This window comes from Streptomyces sp. NPDC127119 (assembly GCF_042677425.1).
Classification (GTDB): domain Bacteria; phylum Actinomycetota; class Actinomycetes; order Streptomycetales; family Streptomycetaceae; genus Streptomyces.
The window spans coordinates 110,579-132,576 of record NZ_JBHXTO010000009.1; the positions used below are offsets into that span (position 1 = coordinate 110,579).

Here is a 21,998-nt window from a genome sequence, read left to right on the forward strand (position 1 = left end):
TGAGGTCCTCGGGGCGGGGATCGGTTTGTACGTTCGCCCCAACATTCCGACAGGGCGTCGGGAAGATGTTGCGGTGGGGGGCTTCGGCGTGTTCACATGGGCGAAGGAGTTGGTTAGGTCTACCTAACCATGTCTGCTCCCGGAGCTCTTCAGGAGGCCGCGATGCCTGCGTCTGCGTCTGCGTCTGCGTCGGAACGTGTTCCTTCTGGGGCCGGTGGGGGCTCGGTGTCGGTGGGGGAGTTGCTTGCGGTGGGTGGGCTTGTGCGGGCTGTGTCCGTGCCGCCGCCACCGCCTGCGCCTGTGCCTGCGCCTGTGCCTGCGGCGGCTGGGCGGGATGAGGGGCGGCGGGCGGCCTAGGTCGTTCGCGGGTGCGGGCCGGTGGGGGTCGGCCGCGCAGTTCCCCGCGCCCCTTGGGGGCTGCGCCCCCGAAAAGATTGCGCAGTTCCCCGCGCCCCTAAAGACAAAAGCCTGCGCCGTTCCCCGCGCGCCCAAGGGGAAAGCCTGCGCCGTTCCCCGCGCCCCTGTTGGGGCTTGGGTGGGTGGGTGGGTATGCGGGTGGGGGGATTCGGTTACTTGATTACCGTGATCCTCGTGCCGATCGTGGCGAAGTCCCACATTGCCGCTCCGGCGCCGCGCGGCTCGCGGATCGCGCCCAGCTTGCGTGCGGGGTCGGGGGGTGTCACCGAGCCGTCCACCGCCGCGCTGAAGCCGATCGCGATGCCGTCCAGGCTGGCGAAGCGGACCACGTGTTCCACGGCCACACCGTCGGAGCCGACGATCGTCCCGGAGCGTGACGTGACGACGTACCGGGCGGGCAGCGGATCGACCGTACCGGGGCTGACCCGGAACGTGAGCCTGACCTTGTCGCCCTCGTCGACCAGCCACACCCGGTCGTCGTCCAGCGAGTAGACGACCCGCTGCCCGGTGCCCGAGTCGCCGGGCAGGGCCGTCGGATGGTTCTTGTCCCGGGGGGCCTTGGACGCCGTGGCGGGCAAGGACGCGGCGGCCCGCGGGGTGGACAGGTCGGCCGGTGCGTACGCCGACGCCTGGTAGGTGAGGAAGCCGATCACGGCGAGCGCCACCGCGGTGAGCACGGCCACGATTCCCGAGCTGCTCCGCATCACCTGGGTGCCCACCTCTCGTACGATCTTCGATCTTGTACGTTATTTGTCCGTGTTGTGACGGTGTGACGTTAGCAGGAGCCACCCGCCGGATTGAGGCGGACGTGCGCCGGGTCCCGGCGCCGTAGGCTGTTCGCGTGCTCTTGCTCGCTCTGGATACCGCCACCCCCGCCGTCACCGCCGCGCTGCACGACGGCACGTCCGTCGTCGCCGCCCACAGCCAGGTGGACGCGCGTCGGCACGGGGAACTGCTCCTGCCGGCCGTCGACCGGGTGCTCACCGAAGCCGGGCTGCGGCTCGACGCCGTCACCGGCATCGTCGTCGGCGTGGGCCCCGGCCCGTACACCGGGCTCAGAGTCGGTCTGATGACCGCCGACACGTTCGGGCTCGCGCTCGGCGTGCCCGTGTACGGACTGTGCACGCTCGACGGCCTCGCGTACGCCGCCGGGGGTGAGGCGGGGATCGAGGGACCCTTCGTCGTCGCCACCGACGCCCGGCGCAAAGAGGTCTACTGGGCGCGCTACGCCGACTCCCGTACGCGGCTCACCGAACCCGCCGTGGACCGGCCCGGGGAACTGGACATCGGCGGACTGCCCGCCGTGGGCGCGGGCGCGCTGCTCTACCCCGACACCTTCCGGGACGCCCGCGAACCCGAGCACGTGTCGGCGGCCTCGCTCGCGTCCCTGGCGGCCGAGCGGCTGGCGGCCGGCGAGGAACTGGAAGCGCCCCGGCCCCTCTATCTGCGCCGGCCCGACGCCCAGGTGCCCAAGAACTACAAGGTGGTCACCCCCAAGTGACGACCGCGGTGCTGCGTGAGATGCGCTGGTGGGACATCGAGCCCGTACTGGAGCTGGAGAAGGACCTCTTCCCCGAGGACGCCTGGTCGCGGGGCATGTTCTGGTCCGACCTCGCCCACGCGCGGGGACCCGAGGCGACCCGGCGGTACGTGGTGGCGGAGGACGGCGGGGTGATCGTCGGGTACGGGGGTCTGGCCGCCGCCGGTGACGCCGGTGACGTACAGACCATCGCCGTCGCCCGCGAGCACTGGGGCACCGGGCTCGGCGCGCTGATCCTGACCGAACTGCTGCGGGCCGCGACCGCCTTCGAGTGCGCCGAGGTGCTGCTCGAATGCCGGGTCGACAACATCCGCGCCCAGAAGCTCTACGAGCGCTTCGGCTTCGAGGCGATCGGCTTCCGGCGCGGCTACTACCAGCCGGGGAACGTGGACGCTCTCGTGATGCGCCTCAACGACCCGTCAACTTCCGTACAAGGAACCGAGATCAATGGCTGACGAACCTCTCGTCCTCGGCATCGAGACCTCCTGCGACGAGACCGGCGTCGGCATCGTCCGCGGGACGACCCTCCTCGCGGACGCGATCGCCTCCAGCGTCGACGAGCACGCGCGCTTCGGCGGGGTCGTGCCCGAGGTCGCCTCCCGCGCGCACCTGGAGGCGATGGTGCCGACCATCGAGCGGGCGCTGAAGGAGGCCGGGGTCAGCGCGCGCGACCTCGACGGCATCTCCGTCACCGCCGGGCCCGGACTCGCGGGCGCGCTGCTCGTCGGGGTCTCGGCGGCGAAGGCGTACGCGTACGCGCTGGGGAAGCCGCTGTACGGGGTGAACCATCTGGCGTCCCACATCTGTGTGGACCAGCTGGAGCACGGGCCGCTGCCCGAGCCGACGATGGCCCTCCTCGTCTCCGGCGGCCACTCCTCGCTGCTGCTGTCCTCGGACATCACCAGTGACGTACGGCCGATGGGCGCGACGATCGACGACGCGGCGGGCGAGGCCTTCGACAAGATCGCCCGGGTTCTGAATCTCGGGTTCCCGGGCGGGCCCGTCATCGACCGGTACGCGAAGGAGGGCGACCCGAACGCGATCTCCTTCCCGCGCGGGCTCACCGGGCCGCGCGACGCCGCGTACGACTTCTCCTTCTCCGGGCTGAAGACCGCCGTGGCCCGGTGGATCGAGGCGAAGCGGGCGGCCGGCGAGGACGTGCCCGTGCGGGACGTGTCCGCGTCCTTCCAGGAGGCCGTGGTGGACGTGCTGACCCGCAAGGCCGTACGGGCCTGTCGTGACGAGGGCGTCGACCATCTGATGATCGGTGGCGGCGTCGCGGCGAACTCGCGGTTGCGGGTGCTCGCGCAGGAGCGGTGCGAGGCCGCGGGGATCACGCTGCGGGTGCCGCGGCCGAAGCTGTGCACGGACAACGGGGCGATGGTCGCCGCGCTCGGGGCGGAGATGGTGGCTCGGGGACGGGCCGCCTCCGACTGGGATCTGTCGGCGGATTCCTCGTTGCCCGTGACCGATCCGCATGTGCCGGGGCGTTCCCACGCGCAGGGGCACGCACACGGTCACTCTCACTCGCACGATCATGTGCATGAGGTCAGCAAGGGCAATCTGTACTCATGAGCGTCGCGTTGATGTGGGAGGCGCGGGCAGCCGAGGGGCGGGGCGAGGAACTGCTCGCGTGGGTGCGGGAGCAGGACCTCCCGGCGCGGCCCCTGCGACGGGAGGTCCTGCGGGCTCCGGGGGAGCGGGTGCTTGTCATCACGTGGTGGGATGCCGCGTATGACGACGCGCTTCCTGAGCTTCCGGAGCCGGCTGGTGGGTTGGTTGCTCGGGCCGTTCATCGGTGGCGGTTCGAGTCCGTCGAGGGGTAGGGGTTGCCTCCGGCGTGTGTTCTTCGGGTGCGGGTCCGGTGGGGGCTTGTCGCGCCGTTCCCCGCGCCCCTGAAGGGGCTGCGCCCCTCCCAAGACACAAGACTGCGCCGTTCCCCGCGCCCCTTAGACGGCCGTTGTCCTGCACGTCAGTTGGCGGGACGGGCCCGGTTGGCGTTCTGGGCCTGTCAGGGTCAGGTGGGTGGTGTGGACCACGTCCGTGCTGGACCTGGACACGCGGAGTTCCAGGGCGCCTGGTTCGACCACGCGTCGGCCCTTGCCGTTCGTGAACGCCGACAGGTCTGGGTGGAAGTGGAACGTGACCTGCCGGGTCTCTCCGGGGGACAGGGTCAGGCGGTGGTAGCCGATCAGGCGCACGTCGGGGCGGGTCACGGACGCCACCGGGTCGTGCAGGTACAGCTGGACGACCTCCGTCCCCTCCCGCGCGCCCGTGTTGCGGACCGTGACCGAGACGTCGTGCCCCTCGTCCGTGGTGATCTCCGCGTGCCGGTCGGCCGTGTCCTCCCAGGTGAAGTCCGTGTAGCCCAGGCCGTGGCCGAAGGGGTGGAGCGGGGTCGGGTCCAGGTTGCTGACCTCGCCCGCCAGGCCCAGCGGGGGCTGGAGGTAGGTCCACGGCTGGCCGCCGGGGGTCTGCGGGACGCTGACCGGGAGCCTGCCCGACGGGTTCACACGGCCCGACAGGACGCCCGCCACCGCCGGGCCGCCCTCCTCGCCCGGGAAGAACGCCTGGACCGTGGCGGCCAGCCGGTCGTGCCAGCGGCCCAGCGCGTACGGCCGGCCGGTGAGCAGGATCAGTACGACGGGGGTGTCGGCGGCGGTCAGGGCGTCCAGCAACTGGGCCTGGACTCCGGGTAGTTGCAGGTCCGCCACGTCGCAGCCCTCGCCCGACGTGCCCCGGCCGAAGAGGCCCGCCCGGTCGCCGAGCACCGCCACGCAGACGTCCGCCTCCGTGGAGCGTGCGACGGCCTCCTCGAAGCCGGACGTGTCCGGGTCGGTCGTGTCGCAGCCCTCGGTGAACGTGATCTTCGCGTCGGGGAGTTCCGTGCGCAGGGACTCCAGGAGCGTGGGGATCTCGACGCCCATCGGCAGCGCCGGGTGGTTGACGCCCACATGGGACGGGAACGAGTAGCAGCCCAGCATCGCCAGGGCGTCCGCCGCCCGCGGTCCCACCACGGAGATACGGGTGTCGGGGGCCAGCGGGAGCAGGCCCTGCGGGTTGGAGAGCAGGACCACGGACTCCTCGGCCAGGCGGCGGGCCAGGACGCGGTTCGCGGTCGAGTCGAGGTCGACGGGGCCGGCCGGCTCGGGGGACCAGGTCTCGTCCAGCAGGCCCAGCTCGCACTTCTGGCGGAGCACCCGCGCCGCCGCCCGGTCCACCAGGGACTCGGGGACGTCCCCGGCCCGTACCGCCTCGACCAGCGGGTCGCCGTTGCAGTGGACCGTCGGCAGTTCGACGTCCACGCCCGCCGCGAGGGCCGCGCGGGCGGCCTCGGCCTCGGTGCCCGCCACCCGGTGCAGGGTCTTGAGGAAGCCGACGCCGAAGTAGTCGCTGACGACCGTGCCGGTGAAACCCCACTGCTCACGCAGGAGTTCGGTCAGCAGGTACGGGTCCGCGGTCGCGGGCACGCCGTCCGTGTCCGTGTACGCGGCCATCACCGAACGGGCCCCGCCCTCGCGCAGCGCGAACTCGAACGGCGGCAGCGTGATGTCGGCGAACTCGCGCACACCGGCCCGTACGGGGGCGAGGTTGCGGGCGCCCGCGGAGGACGCGTACCCGGCGAAGTGCTTCAGCGTGGCGACGATTCCGGCGGACTCGAGCCCGCGGACGTACGCCGCGCCGATCGTGCCGACGAGGTACGGGTCCTCGCCGATCGTCTCCTCGACCCTGCCCCACCGCGGGTCCCGTACGACGTCCAGGACCGGGGCGAGGCCCTGGTGGACGCCGACGGAGGCGAGGTCCCGGCCGATCCGGTGGGCCATCTCCTCGACCAGCGCCGCGTCGAACGAGGCACCCCAGGCGAGAGGGACCGGATACGCGGTGGCGCCCCAGGCCGTGAAGCCCGCCAGGCACTCCTCGTGCGCGACGGCCGGGATGCCGAAGCGGCCCGCCTCGCTGATCCTGCGCTGGGCGCGGGCCAGTGCCTGCGCGCCCAGCGCGGGGTCCACGGGGGCCGTACCGAACGAGCGGGTGAGCTGGCCCAGACCGTGGGTGATCAGCTCGTCCCAGTCGAAGTCCGAGGTCATCTCGTCCTGGTGCGGGGCCACTCCGTCGCCGTCCGTGGCGGCTCCCACCCACACGCCGTACAGCTGGGCGGTCTTCTCCTCCAGGGTCATCCGGGCGAGCAGGTCGTCGACCCGGGCCTCGGCGGGCAGCGCGGGATCACGCCACGGGGCGTTGGTCATGGAACTCCTGTCAGAGTCGAGTGGGTTCACTTTCCGCCCACGCCCATCAGGCCGCCGACCAGCGCGCGGCGGGCCACCAGGTAGACGGCGAAGATCGGGACGCCGGAGAGGACGACCGAGGCCAGCAGGGCGGGGATGTTGACGCCGAACTGGCTGACGTAGTTGAAGAGGCCGAGGGTCAGGACACGCGGCTCGTCGGACTGGGTGAAGATCAGCGGGAAGAGGAAGCCGTTCCAGGCCTGCAGCGCCGCGTAGATGACGACCGTGCTGATACCGCCCTTGGCCATCGGGACCGCCAGCTGGAACAGCATCCGCTGCGGTGAGGCGCCGTCCAGCGCCATCGCCTCGTACAGCTCCTCCGAGACGTCCCGCAGGGTGCCCACGAGGACGAGGACGGAGACCGGCATCGCGAAGGCCGCCGTCGGCAGGATGACCGCGAGCAGGCTGTCGTACAGGTCGAGCTTGGCGATCAGGAGGTAGAGGGGGACCACGACCGCCTGGGCCGGGATCGCGACACCGAGCAGGAACAGCCGGAAAGCCAGGCCCGACCAGCGGTCGCGGGTACGGACGGCCACGTACGCGAGCGGGACCGAGAGGCCGAGGACGATGGCGACGACCGCGACGGCCACGATCGCCGTGTTGGCCAACAGATGACCGAAGCCGCTGTTCAGCACGGTGCTGTAGTTGTCGAGCGTCGGACTCGTGGGCGGGGTCAGCGGGTTGCCGGTGAGCGCCTTGTCCTGACTGGTGAGCGAGGCCGACAGCATCGCGTAGATCGGGACGACGACGATCACGAGCCAGACGACCGCGCCGAGCCCGGCGACGGGGTTCGCGCGCTTCGTCCAGTGCCGGCGGCGGGGCGGGGACGGTGGCGTGTCGCGCTCCTCGGTCTTCACGGGACGCGGACGCGGCAAGGTGTCGTGTGACACTGCGTCACATCCCTTCGCGGGTACTGCGCATGCCGCCGAAGCCGGTCAGCCGCACGAGGATCAGGGACAGGCCGGTGGCGACCAGCACCAGGAAGGACGCGATGGCGCTCGCATAACCGAAGTCGTAGCTCTTGAAGCCCGCCTCGTACATCAGGTACGGCAGGATCGCGGTGTCCGTGCCCGGACCGCCCTTGGTGAGGATCAGCACGGTCTCGAAGTACGTGAGCGAGCCGACGACCATCAGGACCGTGGACGTCGTGACGGTGTGGCGCAGCTGCGGCAGCGTGATCGAGAAGAACTGGCGGTAGCGGCCCGCCCCGTCGATCGCCGCGGCCTGGTAGAGGACTTCGGGTATCTGGCGGGCGCCGCCCTGGTAGATCAGCGTGTGGAAGGGGATGAACTGCCAGCCGCCGACGAACACGATCGCCAGGAACGCGCCGCCGGACGAGCCGAGGATGTTCTCCCGGATGATGCCGAAGTTCGGGTCGAGCAGGGCGTAGAAGAGCAGCGCGATCGCCGTCGAGGACAGCAGGAACGGGACGAAGAAGATCGCGGACAGCACCGCCCGGTTGCGCTGGCGGCCCGCCGCCCAGACACCGAGCAGCAGCGCGATCACCGTCTGGAAGACCCAGCTCGCGGCCGTCAGCAGGACCGTGAGCCACAGCGACTGGACCATCCGGTCGTCGTCGATCAGCTTCCGCCAGTTGTCGAGGCCGACGGGCGTCGGGTCGCCCAGGCCGTCCCAGCTGGTGAAGGAGAGATAGAAGGCGAGTCCCATCGGGACCACGGCGAAGAACGCGAAGAACAGCACACCGGGCAGTGCCCAGACGGCGTGCGGCCGGCCGGCCGTCGAGGCCCCGGACCGCTTGTGCGGCCCGTGGGGCACCTCGGGCCCGCCGCGCTCGGCGACCGGGCGTCCCACCGGGGCCTCGGTGGGGGTGGGTGCGCTCACTTCAGCTCCTTGAGCGCCGACACGAACGCGCTCGGCGAGGACTTCCCGACGAACAGCTTGTTGATCTCGGTGAGCATCGGGGTCGCGATGTCCGCGTCGACCGCCTGGTCCCAGGAGAGCGTGAACGCCGGCGCCTTCTCGACCATCTCGTACTGGAACTTCGCGAACTCCGGATTGGGCGAGGCGTCCAGCAGCTTCGCCGCGTTGGAGGTCGTCGGGATGTCACCGTTGGCGACCAGCGCCTTCGCGTACGTCTCGGAGGCGCAGTCCTTCAGGAAGGCGATCGCCGCGTCCTTGTTGCCCGCACGGGAGTTGACCGACCAGTAGTTGGTCGGGTTGCCGACGACGTTGCGGATGTCGCCGGTGCCGCCCTCGACCGTGGGGAACGGACACCAGCCCAGGTCGTTCTTCGCGAACGACGGGAACTTGCCGAGCTGCGTCGAGTACTCCCACGAACCCATCAGGTGCATCGCCGCCTTGCCCTTGGCGAAGACCGCGGGGGCGCCGCCGTTGACGTACGACACCGAGCTGAACTTCGACCCGAACGCGCCGTCGTCGATGAGTTCCTTCACCCTCTCCGCGGCCTTGAGGACGGCCGGGTCGCCCCAGGCGGACGCGTCCCCGCCCTGGATCTTCGCGAAGACCTCCGGGCCGCCGATCCGGTCGACCAGGTACTCCAGCCACATCAGCTCGGTCCAGGTGTCCGCCCCGCCGAGCGCGAACGGGGTGATCTTCGCGGCCTTCAGCTTGGCGTTGACGTCCTGCAACTCGGCCCAGGTGGCGGGCGGCTGGAGCTTGTGCTCGGCGAACACCGACTTGTTGTAGAAGAGGATCACCGGCTGCATGCCGCGCATCGGTATCCCGTAGTTGCGGCCGCCGAGCGCGCCCGCCGCGAGCACCGCGGGCAGGAACCCCGACTTCAGGACCGGGTCGCCGGCGATGGTGTCGGTCAGGTCGACGAGCTGCTTCGCCTCCTGGTAGGCCCTGATCGAGCCGCCGCCCCAGTTGAAGAAGACGTCCGGGGCGCTCGGCGAACCCATCGCCGTACGGAGCTTGGAGGTGTAGTCCGCGCCCGGGACCTTGACCAGCTTCACCGTGCCCTTGGCCGACTTGCTCGCGGCGGACTTGTTGAAGCGTTCGACGGCCGTCTGCTGGACCTTCACCGCGTCGTCCCCGTACACGAAGGCGTCGATCGTGCCGCCGCCCCCGCCGGGGCCGTCGTCGGAGCCGCAGGCGGTGAGGCCGGTGGTGAGCAGGGTGGTGGCACCGGCGCCCAGCACCCAGCGCCTGCTGAACGCGCGGCCGCTCAGGCTGCTGCCGCCCCCGCTTCCGCTCGGGCCCGCGCCCGTGGGCCGCCCGCTGTTGGACCGCCCGCTGATCGACTCCATGACAGCACCTCTTCTTGTCCGGCTCGTCCGCTCGCCGGCGCGCTCGCGGCACGCATACGCATCGAACATGCACGAATGTTTCGGGTGGTACTTCGAATGTTCCGGGAACGTATGGCGGTCGAAGGTCTTCGTCAAGAGGTTGCGCAGGGATACGATCCCGTTCATGACTCGCCCGAATCCCGCCGTAGCCCAGTCAGCGACGCTCGCCGAGATCGCCCGCGAGGCGGGAGTCTCGGCCCCGACTGTTTCGAAGGTGCTCAACGGCCGCGCCGATGTGGCCCCCTCGACCCGCACCCGGGTCGAGGAACTGCTCCGCAACCACGGCTATCGGCGCCGCCGGGCCGAGGCGTCCCGGTCGCCGCTCATCGACCTCGTCTTCCACGAACTGGAGAGCGCGTGGGCGATGGAGGTCATCCGGGGCGTGGAGAACGTGGCGCGGGACGAGGGACTGAGCGTCGTCCTGTCCGAGAGCGCGGGACGGCTCACCCCCGGGCGCACCTGGGCCGACCAGGTCGCCGCCCGCCGCCCGCACGGCGTCGTGCTCGTCCTCAACGGGCTCGACGAGTCCCAGCGGGCGCTGCTGACCAGCCGTTCCATCCCGTTCGTGGTGGTCGACCCGGCCGGCGACCCCGGTGACGACGTGCCCTCGGTGGGCGCCACCAACTGGCAGGGCGGGCTCGCCGCGACCCGGCACCTGGCGGACCTCGGCCACCGCCGCATCGGCGTGATCAGTGGGCCCTCACGGATGATGTGCAGCCGGGCCCGGCTCGACGGGTACCGGGCGGCGCTCGACACGGCCGGGCTGCCGGTCGACCCGGCGCTCGTGCGCACCGGCGACTTCCACCACGACAGCGGCTACCGCGCCGGGCTCGAACTGCTGAAACTCCCCGACCGCCCGACGGCCGTCTTCGCGGGCAACGACCTCCAGGCCCTCGGCCTGTACGAGGCCGCCCGCGAGCTGGGCCTGCGGGTGCCGGAGGACCTCAGCATCGTCGGCTTCGACGACCTGCCGGTGGCCCGCTGGGTCGGCCCGCCGCTCACCACCGTGCGTCAGCCGCTCACGGAGATGGCCGAGGCGGCGGCCCGGCTCGTCCTGGACCTCGGCCGCTCGGAGCGGCCCTCGACCGCCACGCGGGTGGAGCTCGCGACGAGCCTGGTGGTCAGGAGCAGTACGGCGCCGCCGTCGGCGTGATCGATGCCACGGTCGTGCCACGGCCGCCGTGAGCGGTATCGGCGCGTCGAAAGTTTCGAAGACTTTCCGGGTGCCTGCCGCCCCGGGCGCGGGAGGTGTCTGAGAAAACTCAACGAAACCTGAGAGTTTCCGAAGGAAAGCCGGGAAGTGGTTCCTTGTTGAAATAATTCGGACTTATGTTCTTCCTGTGAGCGGGAGTGTGGGCGTGGGCGGAGAAGACGGGTCCGGGGGCGAGGACGCCGCGATACCCGACGGCGGCGGTGACGGCGGCAACGGCGGTAACGGTGAGGGCGCAGGCGCCGCAGGCGTCGCAGGCGCCGGGGGACGGTCGTGGTGGTCCGGCCGGTCACGGCTGTTCAAGGTGACGGGCATCGCCCTCAGCTGCGTACTCGTCGCCTCGATGGCCGGGGCCGCGTGGGTGTACTGGCACCTGAACCACAACATCAAGAGCGTCGACATCGACAGCGCGCTCGGCGACAACCGGCCGGCCCGGGCCGTGACGACCCCGACGGGCCCCGAGTCCGCCACCCCGCTGCCCAGCAGCGCGCTCAACATCCTGGTCCTCGGCTCGGACTCGCGCAGCGGCAAGCGCAACAAGGCGCTCGGCGGCGGCAGCAGCGAGGGCGCCCGCTCCGACACGGCGATGATCATCCATGTCGACGAGGGCCGCTCGGAGGCGACCGTCGTGAGCATCCCGCGCGACACCCTCGTCACCCGCCCCTCCTGCCCGCTGGAGTCGGGCGGCTCGACGGCGGAGGCGTACGGCGTGATGTTCAACAGCGCGTACTCCCTAGGCGGGCCCGTCTGCGCGGTCAAGACCGTGGAGACCCTGACGAACGTCCGCATGGACCACTACATCGAGATCGACTTCGCCGGCTTCGCCGATCTGGTGGACGCGCTCGGCGGGGTCACGGTGACGACCGACGACGACATCTCCGACGAGGACAGCCACCTCGAACTGGAGGCGGGCACCCACCACCTCGACGGCGCGGACGCCCTGGCCCTGGCCCGTACCCGGCACGGCATAGGCAACGGCAGCGACCTCGGCCGCATCGGCCTCCAGCAGAAACTGGTGAAGGGACTCCTCGACCAGGTCTCCACCAGCAACCTCCTCACCAACCCCACCCGGCTGTACAGCGTCGCCGACGCCCTCACCGGCAGCCTCACCACCGACACGGGGCTGAACTCCCTGACCGAACTCATGAGCCTCGGCCAGAGCCTGAAGTCCCTCTCCTCCACCTACACCGAGACCGTGACGATGCCGGTGGTGCCCGCGCCCAACCCCAACCGGGTGGTGGCGGAGGAGCCGGAGGCGGGGAAGCTGTGGGAGTCACTGAAGTGACCTGAGTGACCTGAGTGACCTGAGGTGGCTGAGGTGGCTGAGGCCGGTCGAAGAAATATCTGAGAAGTTCGGCGGGTGTGTCGATCCCCGTGCCGGTCGTTCGACGCATGGGTGAGAGGCGATGAGAGACGGGGACCGGCCCCGGCTCCACGCCGAGGACTCAGGGAGTCACCATGCCGCGCTACCTGTCCATGATCCGTATCGACGAGCAGACCGCCCCCGCCGAGGGGCCGAGCGACGCGCTCATGGAACGCATGGGTGAACTGATCGAAGAGATGACCAAGGCCGGCGTACTGCTCGACACCTCCGGGCTGACGCCGACCGCGCAGGGCACACGGGTGCGCTGGGAGGGCGGCGAACTGTCCGTCACCGACGGGCCGTTCACCGAGGCCAAGGAGGTCGTCGGCGGGTACGCGATGCTCCAGGCCAAGGACCGGGCCGAGGCGGTCGAATGGACCAAGCGGTTCCTGCAGATCCACGAGGCCCACTGGACGGTCACCTGCGAGGTACGGGAGATCGTCGAAGGCTGAGCCTTGGCCGTACGGGTCCGGGGGTGTCTGATGGTGGACCGTGACGCCAGACACCCCCGCCCCCGGCCAGACCTCCCCCCAGGCCCCTGACCGCACCATCGAAACCGTCTTCCGGATGGAGTCGCCCCGCATCATCGCCGGGGTCGCACGCATCGTGCGCGACGTCGGCATCGCGGAGGAACTTGCGCAGGACGCGCTGGTCGCCGCACTGGAACAGTGGCCCGGGGACGGAGTGCCGGGCAACCCCGGAGCCTGGCTCATGGCCACCGCCAAGCACCGGGCGATCGACCTCGTACGGCGGCGCGAGCGGTACGCCCGCAAACTGGTGGAGATGGGGCGCGACCTGGAGACGTCCGGGCCGCAGAGCCATCTCGACGAGCCCGCCGATCCCGACGACATCGACGACGATCTGCTGCGGCTCGTCTTCACCGCCTGCCACCCCGTCCTGTCCGCCGAGGCCCGGATCGCCCTCACCCTGCGGCTGCTCGGCGGGCTGACCACCGTCGAGATCGCCCGCGCCTTCCTCACGCCCGAGAAGACCCTCGCCCAGCGCATCGTGCGCGCCAAGCGGACGCTCGCCGCGAAGGGCGTTCCCTTCGAGGTGCCGTACGGGCCCGAACGCGAGGCCCGGCTCGGTTCCGTACTGGAGGTCATCTACCTGATCTTCAACGAGGGGTACGCCGCCACGGCCGGGGACGACTGGCTGCGGCCCGCGCTCTGTGAGGACGCCCTGCGGCTCGCGCGGGTGCTCGCCGAGTTGATGCCCAAGGAACCCGAAGTGCACGGGCTGGCCGCGCTGCTGGAACTGCAGGCGTCGCGGTCGGCCGCGCGGACCGGGCCCTCGGGGGAGCCCGTGCTGCTCAAGGACCAGAGCCGGGCGCGGTGGAACCGGGTGCTCATCCGGCGCGGGTTCGCCGCGCTGGGGCGGGCGGAGGCCGTGTCCTCCGGGGGTGGGCCGGGGCCGTACGTGCTGCAGGCCGCCATCGCCGCGTGCCACGCACACGCGCTCACGTACGCCGAGACCGACTGGGGGCGGATCGTCACGCTCTACGGGATGCTCGCCCTGCGGGTGCCGTCGCCGGTCGTCGAACTGAACCGGGCCGTCGCCGTGTCCATGGCCGAGGGGCCGGGGGCGGCGCTGGTCCTGGTGGACGCGCTGGTGGGGGAGCCGGCGTTGCGCGAATACCACTTGCTGCCGAGTGTCCGGGGGGACCTGTTGGTACGGCTCGGTCGTACGGAGGAAGCGGCGCGGGAGTTCACCCGGGCGGCTGGCCTCGCCGGCAACGAGCGGGAACGGACGCTCCTGCTGACCCGAGCACAAGAGTGCGCTCCGCCGCACTGAGAACACGCTTCCCGTCCCGTCTTGAGGGTGCGGCCCGGTGGGGGTTGCCCGCGCAGTTCCCCGCGCCCCTAAGGGCTCGGCTGCGCCCTCGCCCCGTAGGGGGCGCGGGGAACGGCGCGACAAGCCACGACGCACCCGCACCCACAAGACGCCCGGTCCACCTCCTCCCTCTGGGGGCGCGGGGAACGGCGCGACCAACCACGACGCACCCGCACCCACAAGACGGCGGGTCCGCCTTCCCCCTCAGGGGCGCGGGGAACTGCGCGATCAGCCACGGCGTGCCCGCACCCGCGAGACGGACGGTGCGGGCGGTCCCGACGGGGCCCGGGTCGCCCGAACGGCTCTTCTGTCGTGAAGGTGGGCCCGGGGCGTGGCACGGTGGAGCCACCTGTTGGCACCACCGGACCCCGGAGCCTCACATGGCTGATCTGCAGGACGAACTGCACTCCACCGCAGAGGTCGGGGAACTGGACCTGGATCACCCCGAGCCGCTGAGCGCGTTCGAGCCCCCGGCCGTCGAGCCAGGGCCCGGCGCGGACAGCGAGCGCGGTACCGACCCCCTGGCCCGCGCCCACACCCTCCTCGCCGCCCACCCCGTCGCGGACGGCTACAGCGGCCTCCCCTGGGCCCTGCGCCGCCTGTCCTGGTACGACCTCGAACTGGGCGAGAGCGCGGTCGACACGGACGTGCCACGGCTCCGCGAGGGACACGTGGGAGCGTTGTTCTGGTCGCTGCACCTGCCGGGAGGCCTCGTCGGCGAGCGGGCCGTCGGCGCCACGCTGGAACAGCTCGACCTCGTGAAGACCGTGGTCGCCGCGCATCCGGAGGGCCTGCGCATGGCCCACAGTGCGGCCCAGGTCACGGACGCCAGGAACTGCGGGCGGGTCGCCGTGCTGCTCGGCCCCGCGGGCGCCGCCGCACTGGACGACTCCCTGGGCATTCTGCGGGCGCTGCACGCCCTCGGCCTGCGTGTCCTCACCCTCTCGGGCGCTTCCTGGGCCGGCGAGAACGGGCTGACGCGGTTCGGCGAGGAGGTCGTGCGTGAGATGAACCGCCTCGGCGTGCTCGCCGACCTCTCCGGCGCCTCGGACGCCACCGTCCGCCGCGCCCTGACCATCTCCAAGGCCCCGGTGATGTGCACCCGCTCCGCCGCCCGCGCCCTGCGCCCGCACCCGTCGAACCTCCCCGACGACGTGCTCGTCGAACTCGGTGCCAACCACGGCCTGTGCCTGGTCCCGCTGACCGCCGAGCAGACCGGCCCGACGGTCCGGGACGTCGCCGACCACCTGGACCACGTACGGGATCTCGCGGGGCCCGAGTGCGTCGGCCTCTCGGGGACGTACGACTCCGGGGCCGCGCATCCGCAGGACCTGTCCGACGCCTCGGGTTATCCGCGGCTGGTCGCCGAACTCCTCGGCCGCGGCTGGTCCGGGACCGATCTGGCCCTGCTCACCTGGGGCAACGTCCAACGCGTCCTGCGTTCCGCGGACTTCACCTCCCGTGCCGCCCGGCAGCGCCGCGAGCCGTCCATGGCACGGATCGCCGAACTCGACGGCTGACCCGGCAGGCGCGGCAGGCGCGGAGGCAGAACGGGAGGGAACTGCCGCGGGGGCCTCAGGCCGTCGGGCGGCCCATCGCGCGGTACGTCCAGCCCGCCGCCCGCCACACCGCCGGGTCGAGCGCGTTGCGGCCGTCCAGTACGACCCGGTCCGTGGCGACCTCGCCCAGCGCCGCCGGGTCCAGCTCGCGGAACTCGCGCCACTCGGTGAGGTGCAGGACGGCGTGCGCCCCGCGGACGGCGTCCACGGCCGTCTCCGCGTAGCCGAGGGTCGGGAAGAGGCGGCGGGCGTTGTCCATGCCCTTGGGGTCGTAGACGGTGACCTGGCCGCCCTGGAGGTGGATCTGGCCCGCGACGTTCAGCGCGGGGGAGTCCCGGACGTCGTCCGAGTCGGGCTTGAAGGTCGCGCCGAGCACCGCGATGCGCTTGCCGAGGAAGGAGCTGCCGCCCAGCGCCTCACGCGTCATCTCCACCATCTGGCCGCGGCGCCGCATGTTGATGGAGTCGATCTCGCGCAGGAAGGTGAGCGCCTGGTCGGCGCCCAGTTCGCCCGCGCGGGCCATGAACGCGCGGATGTCCTTGGGCAGGCAGCCGCCGCCGAAGCCGATGCCCGCGCGCAGGAACTTCTTGCCGATCCGGTCGTCGTGCCCGATCGCCTCGGCGAGCTTGACGACGTCTCCGCCGCCGGCCTCGCAGACCTCGGCCATCGCGTTGATGAACGAGATCTTGGTGGCGAGGAAGGAGTTCGCGGCGGTCTTCACCAGTTCGGCGGTCGGGAAGTCGGTCACCACGAAGGGCGTGCCCTCGGACAGCGGTGTCGCGTACACCTCGCGCAGCAGCTTCTCGGCGCGCTCGCTGCGGATTCCGGCGACGATCCGGTCGGGGTGCAGGGTGTCCTGGACGGCGAAGCCCTCGCGCAGGAACTCCGGGTTCCAGGCCAGCTCGACCTCCTCGCCCGCGGGTGCCAGTCCGGTGAGTATGCGGGCCAGCCGGTCGGCCGATCCGACGGGGACGGTGGACTTGCCGACGACCAGGGCGGGCCCGGTGAGGTGCGGGGCCAGCGAGGCGAAGGCGGCGTCGACGTACGACATGTCGCAGGCGTACTCGCCGTGCTTCTGCGGGGTGTTCACGCAGACGAAGTGGATGTCGCCGAACTCCGCGACCTCGGCGAAGTCCATGGTGAACCGCAGCCGCCCGCTGGATCCCTCGATCCCGGCGACATGCTTGCGCAGCAGTTCCTCAAGACCGGGCTCGTACATCGGGACCTCGCCCCGCTGGAGCATCTCGATCTTCTCGGGCACCACGTCCAGACCCAGCACCTCGAAACCGAGCTCGGCCATGGCGGCGGCATGCGTGGCGCCGAGATAGCCGGTACCGATCACGGTGATCTTGAGGGCCATGGGTGCTCCAGGAGGTAGCCGTCAGGTGCGCGGACAGAGCATAGTCGGGGCGTGCCGGAGCCCTTCACCGGGCAGATCCCCCCTGTCGGCAAGCTCACGTATCACTCACGTGGGCGGGCGCATAAAATTTGGGTTACTTAACGGTAGTTAGCTCGGCGTCACTGCATCTTTGGGAGCGTGAGAGACCTTGGCCGGATCGGCTGATTTCGACCTGTACCGCCCGTCCGAGGAGCACGACATGCTCCGGGACGCGATCCGCTCACTGGCCGAGGCGAAGATCGCGCCGCATGCCGCGGCGGTGGACGAGGAGGCCCGCTTCCCCCGGGAGGCCCTGGACGCGCTGGTCGCGGCCGACCTGCACGCCGTGCACGTACCGGAGTCGTACGGCGGCACCGGCGCGGACGCGCTGGCCACGGTCATCGTGATCGAGGAGGTGGCGCGGGTCTGCGCGTCCTCGTCCCTGATCCCCGCGGTGAACAAGCTCGGCTCGCTGCCCGTCATCCTCTCGGGCTCCGAGGACCTGAAGAAGAAGTACATGACGCCGCTGGCCAAGGGCGACGCGATGTTCTCGTACGCCCTCTCCGAGCCGGACGCGGGCTCCGACGCGGCCGGCATGAAGACGAAGGCGGTCCGCGACGGCGACTTCTACGTCCTGGACGGCGTGAAGCGCTGGATCACCAACGCCGGCGAGTCCGAGTACTACACGGTGATGGCCGTGACCGACCCCACCAAGCGCTCGAAGGGCATCTCCGCCTTCGTCGTCGAGAAGTCGGACGAGGGCGTCTCCTTCGGCGCCCCGGAGCGCAAGCTCGGCATCAAGGGCAGCCCGACCCGCGAGGTCTACCTCGACAACGTCCGCATCCCGGCCGACCGCATGATCGGCGAGGAGGGCACGGGCTTCGCCACCGCGATGAAGACCCTGGACCACACCCGCATCACGATCGCCGCGCAGGCGCTCGGCATCGCCCAGGGCGCGCTCGACTACGCCAAGGGGTACGTCCAGGAGCGCAAGCAGTTCGGCAAGCCGATCGCCGACTTCCAGGGCATCCAGTTCATGCTCGCCGACATGGCCATGAAGATCGAGGCCGCCCGCCAGCTCACGTACGCGGCGGCGGCCAAGTCCGAGCGCGGTGACAAGGACCTCACCTTCCAGGGCGCGGCGGCCAAGTGCTTCGCCTCCGACGTCGCCATGGAGGTCACCACGGACGCCGTCCAGCTCCTCGGCGGCTACGGCTACACCCGTGACTACCCGGTCGAGCGCATGATGCGCGACGCCAAGATCACGCAGATCTACGAGGGCACGAACCAGGTCCAGCGGATCGTGATGGCCCGCAACCTGCCGTAGGCCACCGTGTGCGGCATGCGAGAGGCCCCCGGAACCAGTTCGGTTGCGGGGGCCTCTCGCATGCCCTGACGGGTGCGGCTGTTGGTTGTTCTGCCTACCGGTCGCTCGTCACCGTGACCTTCTCGTCGTTCTTCAGCTGCTCGACGAGCTGCTTGACCTTGGCGGTGTCCCACTGGAGGTTGCCGTTGCCGGTGTTGCCCGAGATCGGCATGTTCATGGACTTGCCGTCGCCGCTGGTGACGCCCTTCATGGCCAGGAACATCGAGCCGAGGTCCCACAGCGACATGTCCTTGTCGACGGTGAGGGTGTCGAGGCCGGAGCTGAGCGTCGGGTACAGCTTGAAGGGGTTCAGGACCGTGGACGGGGTCGCCGTCTGGTTGGCGAGCGCCGAGAGGAACTTCTGCTGGTTCTTCGTACGGTCCAGGTCGCTGCCCGCGAGCGCGTACCGGGTCCGGACGAACGCCAGGGACTGCTCGCCGTTGAGGGTCTGCTTGCCCGCCTCGAAGTCGGCACCGGACTTGGTGTCCTTCATGCCGCCCTTGGGGATCTCGATCTCCACGCCGCCGACGGAGTCGACGATCTTGGCGAAGCCGGCGAAGCCGATCTCCGCGTAGTGGTCGATGCGCAGTCCCGTGTTGGCCTCGACGGTCCGTACGAGCAGCTCGGGGCCGTCCTCCGCGTACGCCGCGTTCAGCTTCACCTGGCGGCCGGTGCCCTGGAACGTCTTGCCGGACTCGGAGCCCTTGAAGGTGGGGATCGTCACGTTCGAGTCGCGGGGCAGCGACACCATCGTGTTCCCGTTGTCACCGACGTGCAGGATCATCATCGAGTCGGTGCGCTTGCCGTCGGCGGAGCCCGTGTGGAGCTTCTTCTTCTCCTCGGCGGACATGCCCTCGCGGCTGTCGGAGCCGACGATCAGGTAGTTCGTGCCCTCGCCCCCGTCGGGACGGTCGATGACCTTCGACAGGTCGACGTCCCGGTTGAGCTTGGAGTCGGCCCAGAAGTACGTGCCCACGGTCACCACGACGAGCACGGTGACCACGGAGATCGAGATCCACTTGATCCGCTTGCGCCAGTTCGGCGCGGGGCGGCCGGGCCGGCCGTCGGGGCCGGGGCCCTGCGGACCGCCGCCGCCCCCGTAGACCTGCCCCGTGTTGTATCCGTCGTAGCCGTTGTCACCGTGACCGTCGGTGTACGACTGCTGCGGCGGGACCCCGTGAGGAGGCGCCGAGGAGTGCGGGGCGCCTGCGGGGCCGCGCTGCACCTGTCGCATCACGCGGGCACCCTCGGGCTGGGCGCTCGCGCTGCCACGGCCTTGGCGGTCGCCGCCGTTGTTTCCGGACCATCCCTGGGGCCAATCGTTCATGCGACCCAGTGTGCAGTGCCCGAGGGTGTGGCATACAAGGGTCTTCGGAAAATCGGATCAGGGCTGTTGCCAAGCTGATGCAAAGCGACCCTTGCGCGCCCCGGCATAGGGTGGGCGGCATGACAGACCAGGCCACCACCCCGGAATCCGATATTCCGGGCAAGCCGACCTCGGCGTCCCGGACCACGCTCAGCCACATCATGAGCCACAACGACACCAACCTGCTGGGGACGGTGCACGGTGGGGTGATCATGAAGCTGGTCGACGACGCGGCGGGGGCCGTGGCGGGGCGGCACTCGGGTGGGCCCGCCGTCACCGCGTCCATGGACGAGATGGCGTTCCTGGAACCCGTACGCGTAGGTGACCTGGTCCATGTGAAGGCACAGGTCAACTGGACCGGGCGTACGTCCATGGAGGTCGGTGTCCGGGTGCTCGCCGAGCGGTGGAACGAGTCGACACCGCCCCAGCAGGTGGGGTCCGCGTATCTCGTGTTCGCGGCGGTGGACTCCGACGGGAAGCCGCGGCGGGTGCCGCCTGTGTGTCCGGAGACCGAGCGGGACGAGCGGCGGTATCAGGAGGCGCAGATCCGGCGCCAGCACCGGCTGGCTCGCCGCCGCGCGATCCTGGACCTCCGCGAACGCCGCGCAGCGGAGGGCTTGGACTAACGCCCCGTCCCACGCGGGCGAGCCCAAAAGACTGCGCAGTTCCCCGCGCCCCTGAAGACGAAAGACTGCGCAGTTCCCCGCGCCCCTAAAGACGAAAAGATTGCGCCGTTCCCCGCGCCCCTGAGGGGCGAGGGCGCAGCCGAGCCCTGAGGGGCGCGGGGAACGGCGCGGCCAGCCACGACGGGCCCGCAGGGGTGGTTTTCAGGGGCGCGGGGAACTGCGCGATCTTTTGGGCGCGCCCCCTCGGGGCCGCAGGCGCTAGGCCGGTGGGCAGATCACCTGGTCGCCGGTGACCGCCGCGAACTCCCCCTGCGTCGGATCGTCCGCACGGACCTTGCGGACCCCCGAGAAGTCCGCCCCCGCCACCACCTTCATCAACGGCCCCTGCCCCGTCACGGCATGCAGCTCACTGCCGGGCAACGCCGCCGCGAGCGACTTCGCGGACCGGTCCCAGCGCGGGTCGTACCGCACGACGGTCCGCCGCAGCGTCCGGTCCTGCGCGTTCACCGGCGCCCGGGTGGTCCGGAACCCCGTCCCCGCAAGACCGCTGTCGACCCGCAGCCCCAGCCCGGAGGTCATCGTCCCGTTCTCCACCTGCACCCGGATCTGCTGCGGAGCCACATCGACGCTCAGCACCTTGGACCGCACCCGGTGCGGAGCGAGCGGCTTGTCGTCGCGCAGGGTGGCGAAGAGCCGCCCCGCTTTCTTCGTGTCCCACTTCAGCGTCGAGCCGATGCCCTTGACGGCGTACCCCATCTGTCCGATCGGGACGGTCGTGAACTCCGAGGACGACGGCGAGAAGCCCCGCATCGCCCGCCCCAGGTCGATGAGTTCGTTGGTTCCGAAGCCCTTGTCCGCCCGCACGGCGCCGAGCACGGACTGTGTCACGTCGCGGAACCTGATCGGGTTGAGCAGCACCCCGGACGACGTGGCCTGTGCGATCAGCGCCGCCAGGAACCGCTGCTGACGCTGCATCCGGCCGAGGTCGGAGGCTCCGTCGACGTGCCGCGAACGTACGTACTGCAGTGCCTGTCCGCCGTTCAGGTCGTGCGTCCCGGTCGCGAGGTCGAGGCCGGTGACCGTGTCCTTCAGCGGCCGGACCGTGCAGATCCGCACCCCGCCGAGCACGTCCACGGTCTTCATGAAGCTGATGAAGTCGACCTCCAGATAGTGGTCGATCTTCACGTCGGTCATCTTCTCGACGGTGCGCACGGTCAGCTGCGGCCCGCCCTCCGCGTACGCGGCGTTCAGTTTGACCGGGTGCGCCTTGTGCCGGTCGCCGGTGGTCCGGTCGATGTGCGGGGGCGTCTCGGCGTACGAGTCGCGCGGCAGACTCACCACGCTGGCCCGCCGCCGGTCCTCGGAGACGTGCACGATCATGACCGTGTCCGTGCAGTGGCAGGGGGCGCCGCCGAGCCGGTACTCCGCCTTCTCCCGCGCCGTGATCCGGTCCCGTCCGTCGGTGCCGACCAGGAGCACGTTCATGCCGTGGCCGCGGGCGGGCCGGTTCTTCATGTCCTTGAAGGGGTCGATCCGGTGGATGTCGGAGTCGAGACCGGTGACCACCGCGTGTCCGACGCCGGCCGCCGCGAGCACCGCCACGGACAGCGCGGTCGCCACCCGCGTGGCCCACTGCGGCCGGCCGCCCCGTACGGGCTGCCGTACCGGACGCTGTCGCGGGGGAGGGGCGGGAGAGCTGGGCGGGGTGGGCAAAGCGGACACCTCCGCGTAGGCCGGGTGTGGGGGTCCGTGAGCACCGTAGGCCCATACGATCTGCTGCCCGGT

Annotated in this window: 19 protein-coding genes; 11 read left to right on the plus strand and 8 right to left on the minus strand. The window is 70.8% G+C overall.

Annotated features, from left to right (window positions below; translation table 11 throughout):
• Positions 1-569: 569 nt before the first annotated feature.
• Complete coding sequence (locus tag ACFVH5_RS07360) at positions 570-1,124, minus strand: hypothetical protein (RefSeq protein ID WP_385832604.1); 555 nt, start codon at positions 1,122-1,124, stop codon at positions 570-572.
• Positions 1,125-1,258: 134 nt separating this feature from the next.
• On the opposite strand from ACFVH5_RS07360, the gene tsaB reads away from it, so the two are divergent.
• From tsaB to ACFVH5_RS07380, 4 genes are read left to right on the plus strand one after another with little or no spacing between them, the layout of a single operon-like run.
• Positions 1,259-1,918: a tRNA (adenosine(37)-N6)-threonylcarbamoyltransferase complex dimerization subunit type 1 TsaB gene (gene tsaB / locus ACFVH5_RS07365; protein ID WP_385832589.1), complete on the plus strand. Its 660-nt coding sequence runs from the start codon at positions 1,259-1,261 to the stop codon at positions 1,916-1,918.
• 20 nt (positions 1,919-1,938) lie between these two features.
• Positions 1,939-2,412 (plus strand): ribosomal protein S18-alanine N-acetyltransferase, encoded by a 474-nt coding sequence (gene rimI, locus ACFVH5_RS07370; protein WP_384801403.1) that lies wholly within the window; start codon positions 1,939-1,941, stop codon positions 2,410-2,412.
• Positions 2,405-3,532 carry a tRNA (adenosine(37)-N6)-threonylcarbamoyltransferase complex transferase subunit TsaD gene (tsaD, locus tag ACFVH5_RS07375; RefSeq protein ID WP_385832590.1) on the plus strand — a complete coding sequence of 376 codons (1,128 nt, stop codon included), beginning with the start codon at positions 2,405-2,407 and terminating at the stop codon, positions 3,530-3,532. The genes rimI and tsaD overlap by 8 nt, the downstream gene beginning before the upstream one ends.
• The gene (locus tag ACFVH5_RS07380) at positions 3,529-3,783 is read left to right on the plus strand and encodes a hypothetical protein (protein WP_385832591.1); all 255 of its coding nucleotides are present in this window, start codon (positions 3,529-3,531) and stop codon (positions 3,781-3,783) included. The genes tsaD and ACFVH5_RS07380 overlap by 4 nt, the downstream gene beginning before the upstream one ends.
• A 123-nt stretch (positions 3,784-3,906) precedes the next feature.
• Here ACFVH5_RS07380 and ACFVH5_RS07385 read toward each other — a convergent pair whose 3' ends face one another.
• The 4 genes from ACFVH5_RS07385 to ACFVH5_RS07400 form a co-directional block, all read right to left on the minus strand.
• The gene (locus tag ACFVH5_RS07385; RefSeq protein ID WP_385832593.1) at positions 3,907-6,204 is read right to left on the minus strand and encodes a glycoside hydrolase family 3 N-terminal domain-containing protein; all 2,298 of its coding nucleotides are present in this window, start codon (positions 6,202-6,204) and stop codon (positions 3,907-3,909) included.
• Positions 6,205-6,230: 26 nt separating this feature from the next.
• Complete coding sequence (locus tag ACFVH5_RS07390) at positions 6,231-7,133, minus strand: carbohydrate ABC transporter permease (RefSeq protein ID WP_385832594.1); 903 nt, start codon at positions 7,131-7,133, stop codon at positions 6,231-6,233.
• A gap of 4 nt (positions 7,134-7,137) precedes the next feature.
• Positions 7,138-8,019, minus strand: a complete 882-nt coding sequence (locus ACFVH5_RS07395) for a carbohydrate ABC transporter permease (RefSeq protein ID WP_385832605.1) — start codon at positions 8,017-8,019, stop codon at positions 7,138-7,140.
• A 62-nt stretch (positions 8,020-8,081) separates the two neighbouring features.
• Complete coding sequence (locus tag ACFVH5_RS07400) at positions 8,082-9,473, minus strand: ABC transporter substrate-binding protein (protein WP_385832595.1); 1,392 nt, start codon at positions 9,471-9,473, stop codon at positions 8,082-8,084.
• A gap of 163 nt (positions 9,474-9,636) precedes the next feature.
• Here ACFVH5_RS07400 and ACFVH5_RS07405 point away from each other — a divergent pair, with 163 nt between their 5' ends.
• From ACFVH5_RS07405 to ACFVH5_RS07425, 5 genes are all read left to right on the plus strand, one after another.
• The gene (locus tag ACFVH5_RS07405) at positions 9,637-10,665 is read left to right on the plus strand and encodes a LacI family DNA-binding transcriptional regulator (RefSeq protein ID WP_210882078.1); all 1,029 of its coding nucleotides are present in this window, start codon (positions 9,637-9,639) and stop codon (positions 10,663-10,665) included.
• Between the two features lie 352 nt (positions 10,666-11,017).
• Positions 11,018-12,007 carry an LCP family protein gene (locus ACFVH5_RS07410; RefSeq protein WP_385832606.1) on the plus strand — a complete coding sequence of 330 codons (990 nt, stop codon included), beginning with the start codon at positions 11,018-11,020 and terminating at the stop codon, positions 12,005-12,007.
• Between the two features lie 173 nt (positions 12,008-12,180).
• Positions 12,181-12,537 carry a YciI family protein gene (locus ACFVH5_RS07415; protein WP_384801344.1) on the plus strand — a complete coding sequence of 119 codons (357 nt, stop codon included), beginning with the start codon at positions 12,181-12,183 and terminating at the stop codon, positions 12,535-12,537.
• A gap of 115 nt (positions 12,538-12,652) precedes the next feature.
• Positions 12,653-13,879 carry an RNA polymerase sigma factor gene (locus ACFVH5_RS07420; protein WP_385832607.1) on the plus strand — a complete coding sequence of 409 codons (1,227 nt, stop codon included), beginning with the start codon at positions 12,653-12,655 and terminating at the stop codon, positions 13,877-13,879.
• Positions 13,880-14,298: 419 nt separating this feature from the next.
• Positions 14,299-15,438 (plus strand): dipeptidase, encoded by a 1,140-nt coding sequence (locus ACFVH5_RS07425; RefSeq protein ID WP_385832596.1) that lies wholly within the window; start codon positions 14,299-14,301, stop codon positions 15,436-15,438.
• Positions 15,439-15,493: 55 nt separating this feature from the next.
• Here ACFVH5_RS07425 and ACFVH5_RS07430 read toward each other — a convergent pair whose 3' ends face one another.
• Positions 15,494-16,837, minus strand: a complete 1,344-nt coding sequence (locus tag ACFVH5_RS07430) for a UDP-glucose dehydrogenase family protein (protein ID WP_384801350.1) — start codon at positions 16,835-16,837, stop codon at positions 15,494-15,496.
• 187 nt (positions 16,838-17,024) lie between these two features.
• Between ACFVH5_RS07430 and ACFVH5_RS07435 the strand changes: the two genes are divergently transcribed.
• Positions 17,025-18,182, plus strand: a complete 1,158-nt coding sequence (locus ACFVH5_RS07435; protein WP_384801353.1) for an acyl-CoA dehydrogenase family protein — start codon at positions 17,025-17,027, stop codon at positions 18,180-18,182.
• A gap of 94 nt (positions 18,183-18,276) precedes the next feature.
• On the opposite strand, the gene ACFVH5_RS07440 is transcribed toward ACFVH5_RS07435, so the two are convergent.
• Positions 18,277-19,548: an LCP family protein gene (locus ACFVH5_RS07440; protein ID WP_384801356.1), complete on the minus strand. Its 1,272-nt coding sequence runs from the start codon at positions 19,546-19,548 to the stop codon at positions 18,277-18,279.
• 119 nt (positions 19,549-19,667) lie between these two features.
• Here ACFVH5_RS07440 and ACFVH5_RS07445 point away from each other — a divergent pair, with 119 nt between their 5' ends.
• Positions 19,668-20,213 (plus strand): acyl-CoA thioesterase, encoded by a 546-nt coding sequence (locus ACFVH5_RS07445; protein WP_385832597.1) that lies wholly within the window; start codon positions 19,668-19,670, stop codon positions 20,211-20,213.
• A 258-nt stretch (positions 20,214-20,471) separates the two neighbouring features.
• Here ACFVH5_RS07445 and ACFVH5_RS07450 read toward each other — a convergent pair whose 3' ends face one another.
• Positions 20,472-21,935: an LCP family protein gene (locus ACFVH5_RS07450; RefSeq protein ID WP_385832599.1), complete on the minus strand. Its 1,464-nt coding sequence runs from the start codon at positions 21,933-21,935 to the stop codon at positions 20,472-20,474.
• Positions 21,936-21,998 lie beyond the last annotated feature (63 nt).